Below are 13,611 nucleotides of genomic sequence, written 5' to 3'. Positions count from 1 at the left end.
AAACCGTTTAGATTTAAACGGTTTTTATTTTTACTAATTTACAGTCGATTTTCTAATTATTAATTCGGGTTCTAAAATAACCTTCTTTTCAATTTTAACTTTTTCAGTATTATTTATTTGCTCTAAAAAAACCTTAGCTGTCATTCTTCCCATTTCTCTGGGAAATTGATCAATAGTACTAATAGATAACTCCATGAATTTTGTAAAAGGTTCATTAGCAAATCCAATTACAGAAAAGTCATCTGGAATTTTAATTCCTTTGTCTTTTAATTCTTGTATAGCACCTAAAGCAGCAAAATCACTAGATGAGAATAAAGCATCAGGAGGATTCTTTAATGCTAATAATTTTTTAATAGCCTTTTTACCGTCTTCAAGATTACTCATGGTCTGCTTAACATAATCTGCTTCGTAATCGATATTGTTGTCAATCAAAGCTTGTTTATAGCCCATAAAACGCTCTTTAAAAATCTCAATATTTGTATCTCCAGAAAAATGGGCAATTCTTTTTCGACCTATATCAATTAAGTGTTGAGTAGCTTTGTAACCACCATTAAAGTCATTTATTGTTACAGAACTTACATTGCTTAATGATTTTTTTCTATCAAAGAAAATTAAAGGAACATCTTTTTTTAATATTCGTTCAAAAATAGAATCTTTACTACTTGATGTAGAAATTAATATTCCGTCAACCTGAGCATTAAGAAGAGCTTCAATATTATCTTTCTCTTTGACTTCATTACCATCAGTTTGACAAATAATAATATGATATCCTTGTGGATTTAATTCTTCTTCAATTCCTCTAATTACAGAACCAAAAAAATTGCTATCAATACGAGGTACAATAACGCCTACATTATTACTTTTCCCACTTTTTAAAGCCAGAGCTAGTTTATTTTGTTCATAATTCATTTTTATGGCTGTCTTTAAAACTAATTCTTTTGTAGCTTCGCTAACATCAAATTGATTATTTAAGGCTCTTGATACAGTTGCAGCAGTTATATTTAACTTTTTTGCAATATCATATATTGTGGTTTTCTTTTTCATTTATCTAAATTAATCATAATTTAAAACATAACTTTCTAATTTGTCAGATTTTACAGCATTTGAGTGCTACAAAATTAACCATATTATTACATATTTCAATTATTTTAGTATATTAATATGATAATTATTCCTTGCTATAATTATAATATGAATAAATAATTTATATTTTTTTTATTTTTTATTGAAAATTTCTTGTATAATAATATTGATTTAATTATTTTCGTAATCGATTACGGTAATAAATTATGAAAACAAAAATGCAAAATAGATTTTTCTCTAAAAAAATAGTAACCAAATATTTGATTATTCTATTAATAGTATTGAATTCTTGTGTAGATAAGAAGGAAAAACAAACTGTTAAAGAAAATAATTTAGAACACTCTGAAATATTAAAAAGTATTCTTAAAAATACAAAAGTTCCAAAATTTAAAAATGTTGTATATAATATATTAGATTTTGAAGCAGTAGCTGATGGAAAAACACTTTGTACAAAATCATTTGAAAATGCAATTAAAGCATGCACAGAGAATGGTGGAGGAATTGTATTAGTGCCAAAAGGTAAATTTTTAACAGGACCAATTCATTTAGAAGATAATGTGAACCTACATCTTGATGAAGGTTCAGAAATTCTATTCACAACAAATCCTGATGATGATTATCCATTAGTTCATACTTCTTTTGAAGGTATAGAACTAATGAATTACTCACCTCTTATTTATGCCTATAAAAAGAATAATATTGCAGTTACTGGAAACGGTATATTAAATGGTCAGGCTAATGAAACTAATTGGTGGCCATGGAAAGGAAGTACTTCAGAAGGTCATTCATTTGGCTTTAAGGAAGGATTACCATCTCAAAAAGATAGCTTAAATCTACCAACTTTAATGGAAATGGGACAAAATGGAACTCCTATTGAAAAAAGAGTATTTGGCAAAGGTCATTATTTAAGACCCAACTTCATAGAACCATTTGGATGTAAAAATGTATTAATTAAAGATGTAAAAATAATTAATGCTCCTTTTTGGATAATTCATCCTATTAAATGCAATAATGTAATTGTAGATGGTGTGACAATAGAAAGTCACGGACCAAATAATGATGGTTGTGATCCTGAATATTCTAAGAATGTAATTATAAAAAATTGCACTTTCAATACAGGTGATGATTGTATTGCAATTAAGGCAGGAAGAGATGCTGAAGGTAGAAGAGTAGCTATAAAAAGTGAGAACATAGTTGTCCAAAATTGCAAAATGATTGATGGGCATGGTGGAGTAGTAATAGGTAGTGAAATGTCTGCGGGAGTAAAAAATGTTTTTGTAGAAAATTGTATAATGGATAGTCCAAATCTTGAACGTGCAATCAGAATTAAAACTAATACTAGAAGAGGTGGTACAGTTGAAGGAGTATATGTTAAAAATCTTGAAGTAGGGCAAGTTAAAGAAGCAGTTTTAAAAATAAACATGCATTATGGAATTTATGACAACCAAACAGGAGATTTTATTCCAGAAATTAGAAACATAATTCTTGAAAATGTTACTGTAAAAAATGGTGGAAAATATGCCATTTTAGCTGATGGGCTTCAAAATTCAGTTATAAAAAATATACTTTTTAAGAATGTAAGAATAGATACTGTCAAGGAGGCATTTTCGCTTAACCATGTTAGCGATATTAAATTTATTAATACTTATATAAACAATCAAAAAATTACTAATAACCTTAATTAAACTAAATTATATTATGAATATGAAATTTTTAATAATCAATAGGCAATTTTATTCGGTTGTACTATTTTTATTTCTTTCCTTTTTCTTAAGTCAAGAAGTATATTCCCAAAATGGTATACTCATTACAGGAGATGTTATTGATTCTGATGATAAATTACCTATTCCTGGAGTAAATATTGTTGAAAAGGGAACAAAAAATGGCCAGTCAACAAATTTTGATGGAGTTTTTGAATTAAAAGTGAGTAATCCAAATGCTATAATAGTTGTTAGCTATATAGGTTATAAAACACAGGAAATACAATTAAACGGTCAAAATAAAATAAAAGTAAGCTTAATTCAAGATACAAAAAAGCTTGACGAAGTTGTACTTATTGGTTATGGAACATCTAAAAAATCTGATTTAACAGGTGCTGTTGCAACTATTTCAAGTGAAGAAATACTTAAAAGACCAGTAACAAATGTAGCTGAAGCTTTAACAGGACAAATTGCAGGAGTTAAAGTTTCTTCATCAGAAGGTTCTCCTGATGCTGAAATAAGTATAAGAATTAGAGGAGGTGGTTCTTTATCACAAGATGCTTCTCCATTATATATTGTTGATGGCTTTCCAGTAACTAGTATTAGTGATATTTCTCCATCAAATATTGAAAATATTACGGTTTTGAAAGATGCTTCATCTACGGCAATTTATGGTTCTAGAGGTGCTTATGGAGTTATTTTAATTACTACTAAAGGTGGTACAAAAGGTAACAAAATAGAAGTCTCATATAATACTTTTACTGGTTTTAATAAAATTCGTAAAACATTAGATGTACTTGACTCAAAAGATTATGTAAACTGGCAATATGAATATGCATTATTAACAGATGATTTAATATCTTTTGAAGATTATTTGGGAACTTGGTCAGATATTAGTCAATATGACAATACACCAACAACAAATTGGCAAGAAAATATTTTTGGAAGAACAGGAATTGTTCAAAATCATGATTTAGGAATTCGTGGTGGTTCAGATAAGATAAATTATAACTTTGATTATTCACATTACAACCTAAAAGGTATAATGATTGGTTCCGAATATAAAAGAGATAATTTAGCACTAAGGTTAAAAAGTAAACCTAATGATAAAATCAATTTGTCGTATACTATCCGTTATTCAAATACCGAAATAAATGGTGGTGGTGCAAATGAACAAAATGAAAAATCTTCAGCAGATTCACGTATGAAACATTTTATTGGTTATGCACCTTTTGAAATCGATGGTGTTACTAGTAGTAATACAGACGAAGATTTAGCAAGTAATTTAATTAATCCTTATGTCACAATTTCTGATAATGATAGAAGACAATTTAGAAGAAACTTTAATATGCAGGGTGGAGTTGCTTGGGATATTACTAAAAACATTCAATTTACATCAGATTTTGGTTTAGATTATTATAAATTCTCAGATTATCGCTTTTATGGTCGAAGCACTTATTATGTTAAAAATGCACCAGCAGTAGAAAATCAAGGATTACCAGCATTAATATTTAGTAATAGAGAAGATAGAAGATTTAGAAATGCTAATACACTAAACTATGATTTTAAAAAATCTTTAGGAGACAATCATAGATTAAAAATATTATTAGGTGAAGAAACGATAAATTATAAATCAAATACCTTAACAAATACTATTCATGCATATCCTGATTTTTTTTCATTTGAAAATACAATTAATTTAACAACACAAGGAAAACCTTTCTCAACAGATAATTATAATTTACCTGAGGATAAATTATTATCTTTCTTTGGTAGAATTAATTATGATTTTAAAAATAGATATTTATTAACTGCTACCTATCGTGCAGATGGTTCAAGTAAATTTTTAGATAAAAATAGATGGGGCTATTTTCCATCAGTTGCTGTGGCATGGAAAATTTCTGAAGAAAATTTCTTAGAAAATTATGCATGGTTAGATCTTTTAAAAGTAAGAGTAAGTTATGGTAAAGCAGGTAATAATAATATTCCTGTAGGACAAACTATTCAACCTTTTCAATCGTCTGTTACTTCATGGATAAATAATGTAAATAGCTATTGGGCAGCTTCAAATGTACTAGCAAATCCTGACTTAAAATGGGAAACTACAACAACACAAAATTTAGGAGTGGATTTTGAGTTATTTAAAGGTAGAGTTAATGGTACTTTTGAAACTTATAAAAATTTAACTAATGATTTATTAATTAATTTCCCAATACCTGGAACTGGATATAGTACACAATACAGAAATATGGGAGAAATACAAAATAAAGGAATTGAGGCATCATTAAATTTAGATGCTATTAGAAATGACAAATTTAACTTAAGTTTTGCATTTAATATTGGCTTCAATAAAAACAATATCAATTCATTAGGTGATTTAAGTGATTTTGGAGCAAGTTCAAGATGGGCTTCAACAGCTATAAATGATGATTTTCTTGTAAATGTAGGACAACCTTTAGGAATTATGGTTGGTTATCAGAATGCTGGACGTTATGAAGTTTCTGATTTTGATTATGCTGGAGGAGTTTACACTTTAAAAGCGGGTGTTGTAGATGCTTCTAGCGTAATTGGAACAACAGTTAGTCCTGGTTCTATGAAATTAAAAGATGTAAATGGTGATGGAGTTGTTAATTTAGATGATCAAACAATTATTGGAAATGCAAATCCTAAACATACTGGAGGTTTAATTATCAATGCAAACTATTCAAACTTTGATTTTTCTGCTGGATTTAACTGGAGTTATGGAAATGATGTCTATAATGCAAGTAAAATTGAGCACACAACTGCAACACCAAATGGAGGACAATATAGAAACTTATTATCAACTATGTCTGCTGGTAATAGATGGACAAATATTGATCCAGCAACAGGTAGCTTAGTAACAGACCCAACTCAATTAGAAGCATTAAATGCAAATACAACCATGTGGTCTCCTTTTTCAAATTATGTTTTTTCAGATTGGGCGGTTGAAGATGGTTCTTATTTAAGATTAAATACCATAACGTTAGGTTACAGTTTACCTGAAGACGCCATAAAAAAGATAGGTATTTCTAGAATTAGATTATACACTACTGTAAGTAATGTGTTTGTTTGGACAAATTATTCTGGTTTTGATCCTGAAGTTTCAACAAGAAGACAAACTCCATATACACCAGGAGTTGATTATTCACCATATCCAAAAAGTAGACAAATTCTTTTAGGATTAAATTTAAATTTTTAATAAATAAAGTATTGTAATATGAAAAATAAAATATTCGTTTTTGCAATAATCATAAGCTCAATTTTAATTTCTTGTAATGATGATTATTTAGAGTCACAGACATTATCTACATTAGATGAATCTGTAATTTTTTCAACACCTGGATTAGCACAAGGTGCTGTAGATGGAATAAAAATTCCTTTTGGGGAAACAAATTCTTATAGAGGTAGATATTTACCATGGTACGGATTAAATACTGATATAGAATGGTATAATTCATCTGAATCTACTTCAAATGATAATGCTTCATTATGTAACTATAATACGTTGCCTAATAATAATCAAATGAATACTTCAAATAATGTTTGGGCAATGATGTATTCAGGTATTGAAAGAGCAAACATTTGTATTAGAGGTTTACGAACTTATGGTGATCCAACGGCTGGTTCAGAATTAGGGTATCTTTTAGGAGAAGCTCTAACGTTACGTGCTGTATATTATGCAGATTTATTAAAAACATGGGGTGATGTACCTGCAAGATTCGAACCAATTAATAATGAAACTTTATATTTGCCAAAATCTAATAGAGACGTAATTTACAAACAACTTATTCAAGATTTAGGAGAAGCTGCAGAGTTAGTTCCATGGCCAAATGAAACTGCTGCAACATCAAGTGTTGAACGTATTAACAAAGCTTTTGTAAAAGGGCTTCGCTCAAGATTAGCTTTAGCGGCTTCAGGTTACCAACAATATCCTGATGCAGTTAGAAGAAGTAATGACCCAGAACTTTCTGTTCAAAACATGTATACTTTAGCTTTTAATGAATGTAATTCTATTATTCAAAGTGGTACAGCTCATCTTGAACCAACATTTGAGACTTTATGGAGAAAATATAACGAAGAAAATATAACTGCTGGTGGAGAATCTCTTTGGGAAATTCCTTTTTCAGCAGGTAGAGGACGTATGTTGTTCACTTTTGCCGTAAGACATACAAATAATGATCAACATCATAATAATGGTAATAATAGAGGAGGAGCAGCTGGACCATTACCATTTGTTTTCTATGATTATGATGAATCAGATAGTAGAAGAGATGTTACTTGTGTTCCTTATTTGTATGGAGCAGCTGTAAATGGATTTGCAAAACAACAATTAGGAGCTTTAAATAAGTGGTATTTTGGAAAATATCGTTACGAATGGATGAATCGTTTTGTTACATCAACAAATGATGATGGAATAAATAAAATGTATATGAGGTATGCTGAAATTTTATTAATGGCTGCTGAAACTGCAAATGAACTTCAAGGGCCTGGAGCAGCAGCACCCTATTTAAAAGAATTAAGAATGAGAGCTTTTGATCCATCTTTACATGCAACTAAAGTTGATAGTTATGTAGATGCATTAAATAGCAAGCCTGCAATGTTTAACGCAATTGTAGAGGAACACAAGTACGAATTTACTGGAGAAATGGAGCGTAAACAAGCATTAATACGTTGGAATTTACTGGGAACAAAATTAAATGAAGCAAAAGCAAAAATGTTTGATCTTCAACAAAGAGCAGGAGATTATTTTGATGTGCCAACTACTTTATATTATAGGTATGCGGCAGATAACGAATCATTAATAATTTATGGATTAAATAGAAATGAAACTACTGATCCAGGTCCAGATTATACTCCATTTCAGTGGGATAATTTAAGTGATACTAAGATAACAGCTCTTTATAGTACTACTTCCAATCCTGATAACAGACAGTTTTGGCCAATTTGGCAAGTATTTTTAGATGGAAGTAATGGAACATTAGTCAACGATTATGGTTACTAATGCACAATATTATTTGAGTTAGTTAAGAAGCTTGTCATACTGAAATAAATTAAAGTAATAATCATAAATTTTGATTAAAAAAAATTTTAGTATGGCAAGTTTTGTTTTATAAAACACTTTATCACTTTAAAATTTTGACTATTATGATAAAAAAAATACAAATTTTAATTATAGTATTTATACTATCTACACCTATGTGTTTTTCCCAAAATACAGATGTGTGGGATTTTGGAGCAGAACAATTAGATGTAAACACATACAACAATCATTTAAATGAAACAACTATAAATTCATGGTATGATGGTGCAATAATTTCTGGAAGCAATGGTAATAATTTTCCAGTAAGTTTTTCTGTAGGTGCTTTATCTTGGGTAGGTAATTCTGGAGATAGATTACGAACAACTAATACTAATCTTACTAGAAAAGATGAAAATATTGCTGGTGTAGTCAATTATACAGGTAGAGTTTATTGCAATGGAACTCCGAGTATGTCTTCTGGAGTACCTACTAATAGATATATGAGAATGGTTTTAAATGAAGATGATGAAGTTACTATAGTCTCAAGAACAGATGCTGGTGGTATTTTTAGTTTTGTTGATGAAAACAATCCCACATTGCAATCAGACCTGATGAATGTTACTTTTGGTAGTGGAGCTGTTACTGAGGCAAAATTTGTTGCTAAAAATGCTAGTAGTTTTAAAATATATTCAGCAGATGGCAAAGCAAGTTTTTATAGAATAGTGAGAAAGGCTGCTGTATACACAACAGTTTCAGGTAATATTGATCTTACACAAGCTATAGGAATTCCTAGTAATTATGCAATAGTATTTACTAATGAAGCTGGGAAATCTTGGACTTCTCAAATGAATTCTAACGGAACTTATGATGTAAATCTACCTCAAGGCTATACTTATGATATAACGTTAATTGATGCAAATGGTTATATCATTACTAATGGAACAACTTTAGATTTATCAACTGTAACTGCAAGTACTTTCAATCACAATATTACTGTTCTGCAAGTTACCCTATATGAAGTAACAGGTTCAATTACTGGATTAGGACTTACAATCTCAAATTTAGATTTAGTTTATACCGCTGATACATCAAGTAATACTGTATATGTACCAACGCCAATTATTAATATAGCTAATGCTACTTATAGTGTTCAATTAGAAGCTAATATTCCATATACAATTAGTGCAAATGGAGTTAATGATTTTCAATTAAATTCAAACTCCATTACAATTTCACCAGTAAATACAAATTCTAATATTGATTTTGCATTGAAACCTGTTCATAGTATTTCAATAAATACAACAGGTTTAACAACTGTACAAGAAAGTAATTTACAACTAACATTTACAAATTTAAATGAAAGTGGTTATAGTTATAATTTTAATTCTATTTCAGGAATAACCCTCAGAGATGGAGTTTACGCTATAACTTTTGACGGATTAGATGATTATCCAGTAGATTTAGCATTAACTTCAAATTTAGTAGTAAATGGAGTTAATACTACTAAGACATTAAATTTTATTCCTGTTACAGTTTGGTCATTTGATGATCAAATTATTACCAACTCTAATTCATCATACAAAGGATTACTTTTTACAGGGAATGTTTACAACTCTATAAATCAAGGTCATCTAATTGGTCAAGCTAATGCTACAATACAAATACCAGTAAATGTAGGAGAAAAAATAAAGATAAGTTATTATTATTCAGCTAATTTTTCAATTGAAGGAGGAATGGCTATAACCACAATTAATTCAACTGGAACTACATCTACTACAGATAATGTTGAATATATTTATACAGGAACTAATCCTGGATTTATTAATATTGTCACTAATGGAACAACCTATTTTACTGAAATTAAAATTGGTGGTAGCATTCCTTATAGTTCAATTATAACAGTTGGTTCCGATAAGGATTATCAAACTATTAATGAAGCTTTATATGCTGTGTCTAATATGATTAGAACAAATACAGATAGAGTAACTATTATGATTGATCCAGGAAATTATGAAGAAATGCTTGTTATAAATGAACCTTTAATTACATTAAAGAATGCATCAACAACACCTAACACAAATCTTTTAAATGCTGGAGTTGATATTTCTTCAAATGCAGTTAGAATTACATCATATTATGGTCATGGATATACTTATTATAGCATGTCTTCAGATCAGAAATGGCATCAAGATATTTTAGATGTAAATATACAAAATGGATATCCTTCTTATCAAAATGTTGGAGCGGGTACAACTAATGGTTCTTATTGGAACGCCACTGTTGTAGTTAGTGCAGATGGATTTGAAGCAGAACAAATAATTTTTGAAAACTCTTTTAATCAATATATATCAAATAAAGAATCTCAAGATGTTTTAATATCTTGGAGTACAGGAAGTCCTGGTGTAAGACCAACAGACTATGGAAATACTACTGTGCAAAATAGAACTTTTGTTGAAAGAGCGGCAGCAATTGCGATTAAAAATAATATTCAAAAAGTAATTCTAAATAAATGTAGAGTAGTTGGTCGTCAGGATTCATTTTTTGGTGGTGCAAACTCTAGAGTAGCTGTTTATAAAGGAGATATGATGGGTGCGGTAGATTATATTTTTGGAGGAATGGATGTGGTATTTTATCAATCAAAGTTGAGTATGAATATTAGTGATGCACCTAATGATGCTTCCTATATAACAGCAGCACAGCAAAGTTCTGGGAGAGGATTTTTAATGTATGAATGCACTATAACTTCAGCAGAACCTGGAATTGAAACAGCATCAAATTATAGAGCAAAACCAGGTTATTTTGGAAGACCATGGGCTGCTAATACTAGTGAAGTTGTGTTTTATAATACAACAATAGAAACATCAAATGCTCCTAGTTTTGTGGGTAATTCTTTAATTATGCCATTAGGATGGCAAAATACTTTAAGTGGAAACTCAAGTGGGATGTATGAATATGGAACAATTGAGCAATCTGGAGTAAATAACACTCCCAATCGTGCTACTTGGTCAACTTCATTAATAAATCCAATTTTAAATGACGGTACAGCTATAACTACATTTAATTTTACTAAAGGGAACGATAATTGGGATCCTTTTCCTCAATTAATTGCAGAGGATGCTCTAGATATTGATTCTTTTGAAAATAATCCATCAGTAAAAGTTTACTCTTATAAAAATAACATTGAGATTTCTAATGTAAAATCAAATACACAAATAAATGTATTTTCTATAAATGGTTCTTTAGTAAAATCTTTTGAAACCGATTTTAATACTAATTTCAATATGGAACCAGGTATATGGATAATAATCGTTAAAACCATAGAAGGAAAACAATCATTTAAAATAGCAACTTTTTAAACTCTATTTATAGATATACCTAATTTAAAAATTTAAAATGAAAATATATATTCTATTTAGCCTCTTCACTTTAAGTATTTTAAACGTTTTTGGACAAAATTACTATATGGCAACACCACAAGGATTTGGTGCCAATGCTACTGGTGGAGGTAATGCTACACCTGTTACAGTTTCAACTTATACCACTTTTAAAAATGCGCTATTATCAACCTCTACTGCCAATGCTGTAATTTTAGTGTCAGGAACAATTGACTGTGACTATACAAGTGTGCAATTGAATAATAAAACTATTATAGGATTACCAGGAGCAAGATTAAGAAATTTGCAAATTACTGTTGGTAATTCATCAACTTCTGCTGCTAATTCAGGTATTCTTAACATTAAACCAGGTTCTAACAATGTAATTATTAGAAATCTTATTTTTGAAGGACCTGGTGCTTATGATGTTGATGGAAGGGACAATTTAACCAATGAAGGTACAAATGTTTGGGTAGATCATTGTGAGTTTCAAGATGGTATGGATGGTAATTTTGATAACAAAGGAGTGGCTGATAATGTTACAATATCTTGGTGTAAATTCACTTATTTGAAACCAGCAATTCAAGGTGGTTCAGGAGGTTCAAATGACCATAGATTTTCAAATCTTGTAGGTTCATCTTCAACAGATGCTCCTGCGGATAGTCATTATAGTATTACATTTCAAAATTGTTATTGGGCAACAGGTGTCAAAGATAGGATGCCGAGAGCTAGAAATGCAGAACTTCATATTCTAAGTTGTTATTATAACACTGGTCTTACACCTTCTAAAGCGTTAGGCTTAGGTGGAGGTATTAATAATTTAACTTGTTATGTTGAGAATACAGATTTTGCAAATGTTACAAATGTATATACTAATTATGGTGGTGATGGAGGAACAGTTTCCTTAGCATTCAATAATTGTATTAATGCAGTTTCAAATGTGGGTGTGGTTATTCCTCCTAGTTATTCTACAACTCCTATTCCTGTTAATGAAGTAGAAAGTTTTCTAACAGATGCAACCTGTGGAGCTGGTGCCACATTACAAGTGACAACAGCGGGAATAATTACACCAAATGATTGTGCAACATTGAATAATCATGTAGCTAAAAATCAAGAAATTAAATTTTATACTTCTTTAACTGAAAAGACAATAAATATCCATTTCTCAAATGAAATCGCAAACAATGTAACGGTTGAAATATATTCATTAAATGGACAAAAAATTTCGACATATACTAGTAACAAAATAAATTCCAACGAAACATTAAAATTAAGTATTGAAAATATTTCAAATGGAACATACTTATGTAAGATAAGATATGGTGATAAAATAAAATCATGGAAGTTTATTAAAAACTAATTCTTCAATTAAATCCTAAAATTTTTTGTTATATATAAAATTTTAGGATTATTTTTTTTGTTTTTGATAAAAAAAACATAAATTTACTTAATCGATTACGAAACTTTAAAAATTTAAAATCATGAAAAAAAAATTACTTTCATTTGTTATAACTTGTTTAGTTTTAACAACAATTTCATTTGCACAAACAAAGGTTTGGGATTTTGGTAATGATACTGCAAATTGGCCACTAAATAGTTTGGGTGTTTCTGATAATGATATAAATGACAATTTAGGAATATATATGGGTATTACATCTTCAAGTAATATTGGAATAGTAGAGGCTAGTCCTAAAACATTTCCTGATAGTTATGTTGGAGCTAACCGTTTTAAGTTAAATGGAGGTGGTGGAGTTAACCCAACACAAGGTGTATATGTGCCTACACAACGTTATGTTTATTTTGCAACAGCAGGTAATTGCACTATTAAAATTTGGTTTAGAACAGGAGGCTCAGGAACACGAACTTTATACGTTACAGATGGCAACTCAATAGTTGGTTCTCTTGCTGGTACTAATTCTTCAGATGGATTAATTTTAGAAACAACATATACAGGTAGTGCTACTAATCTTTATATTTTTGGGGATCAGTCTTGTAATCTTTATAAAATTGAAGTTATAGGTGCTTTAGGAACAACTACTTTGGGTTCAGACAACTTTAAAAATAAATTAGCTGTAAATGCATACACATTTGACAATCAGGTTTATATATCAAATATTATTTCTGATACTAAAGTAAATGTTTATAACATAACTGGACAATTAATAAAATCATTAAATACTTCTATAGATACTAATTTTGAATTAACTAAAGGTTTTTATATTGTGAATATGGAATCTAATGAAGGTAAAAAATCAATGAAAGTTTTAATTAAATAATTTTCATATTACAAAGCAAACAGATTATAATCACTTATTAGGATGATGTACATGCTTTATCAAATTAAATCTTAAAATAGATTTAAATAAATGGGTTATAATTAATCAGAATCTACATTGTTCATTTGTTATTAAAC

General features: G+C 29.4%; 7 protein-coding genes. 6 read left to right on the top strand and 1 reads right to left on the bottom strand.

Translation table 11 applies throughout. From position 1 onward, the window contains the following. Nucleotides 1-33: 33 nt before the first annotated feature. Complete coding sequence (locus tag ACULEV_RS07915) at nucleotides 34-1,044, bottom strand: LacI family DNA-binding transcriptional regulator (RefSeq protein ID WP_445458130.1); 1,011 nt, start codon at nucleotides 1,042-1,044, stop codon at nucleotides 34-36. Nucleotides 1,045-1,289: 245 nt separating this feature from the next. Here ACULEV_RS07915 and ACULEV_RS07910 point away from each other — a divergent pair, with 245 nt between their 5' ends. The 6 genes from ACULEV_RS07910 (at nucleotide 1,290) to ACULEV_RS07885 (ending at nucleotide 13,474) form a co-directional block, all read left to right on the top strand. Continuing rightward, on the top strand, nucleotides 1,290-2,768 hold the full coding sequence (locus tag ACULEV_RS07910; RefSeq protein ID WP_445458129.1) for a glycoside hydrolase family 28 protein: 1,479 nt from the start codon (nucleotides 1,290-1,292) through the stop codon (nucleotides 2,766-2,768). Nucleotides 2,769-2,787: 19 nt separating this feature from the next. Next, entirely contained in the window at nucleotides 2,788-6,003 is a 3,216-nt protein-coding gene (locus ACULEV_RS07905) for a SusC/RagA family TonB-linked outer membrane protein (protein WP_445458128.1), read from the top strand. Between the two features lie 18 nt (nucleotides 6,004-6,021). After that, nucleotides 6,022-7,806 (top strand): RagB/SusD family nutrient uptake outer membrane protein, encoded by a 1,785-nt coding sequence (locus ACULEV_RS07900; protein ID WP_445458127.1) that lies wholly within the window; start codon nucleotides 6,022-6,024, stop codon nucleotides 7,804-7,806. 143 nt (nucleotides 7,807-7,949) lie between these two features. After that, nucleotides 7,950-11,180: a pectinesterase family protein gene (locus ACULEV_RS07895; protein ID WP_445458126.1), complete on the top strand. Its 3,231-nt coding sequence runs from the start codon at nucleotides 7,950-7,952 to the stop codon at nucleotides 11,178-11,180. A 37-nt stretch (nucleotides 11,181-11,217) separates the two neighbouring features. Beyond that, a complete protein-coding gene (locus tag ACULEV_RS07890; protein WP_445458125.1) occupies nucleotides 11,218-12,558 on the top strand; it encodes a pectate lyase family protein in 1,341 nt (446 codons plus the stop codon). Between the two features lie 121 nt (nucleotides 12,559-12,679). Then, nucleotides 12,680-13,474 (top strand): T9SS type A sorting domain-containing protein, encoded by a 795-nt coding sequence (locus tag ACULEV_RS07885; protein ID WP_445458124.1) that lies wholly within the window; start codon nucleotides 12,680-12,682, stop codon nucleotides 13,472-13,474. Nucleotides 13,475-13,611 lie beyond the last annotated feature (137 nt).

Source organism: Flavobacterium sp. HNIBRBA15423 (genome assembly GCF_052655965.1).
Note: the sequence above shows the minus strand (reverse complement) of the source record. Positions and strands in the feature narration are given on the sequence as shown.

Excerpts from the sequence above, each read along its gene's own strand:
- ACULEV_RS07895 (WP_445458126.1), top strand. The coding sequence starts at position 7,950 with ATGATAAAAAAAATACAAATTTTAATTATAGTATTTATACTATCTACA.
- ACULEV_RS07915 (WP_445458130.1), bottom strand. The coding sequence starts at position 1,044 with ATGAAAAAGAAAACCACAATATATGATATTGCAAAAAAGTTAAATATA.
- ACULEV_RS07885 (WP_445458124.1), top strand. The coding sequence starts at position 12,680 with ATGAAAAAAAAATTACTTTCATTTGTTATAACTTGTTTAGTTTTAACA.
- ACULEV_RS07900 (WP_445458127.1), top strand. The coding sequence starts at position 6,022 with ATGAAAAATAAAATATTCGTTTTTGCAATAATCATAAGCTCAATTTTA.
- ACULEV_RS07890 (WP_445458125.1), top strand. The coding sequence starts at position 11,218 with ATGAAAATATATATTCTATTTAGCCTCTTCACTTTAAGTATTTTAAAC.
- ACULEV_RS07905 (WP_445458128.1), top strand. The coding sequence starts at position 2,788 with ATGAAATTTTTAATAATCAATAGGCAATTTTATTCGGTTGTACTATTT.
- ACULEV_RS07910 (WP_445458129.1), top strand. The coding sequence starts at position 1,290 with ATGAAAACAAAAATGCAAAATAGATTTTTCTCTAAAAAAATAGTAACC.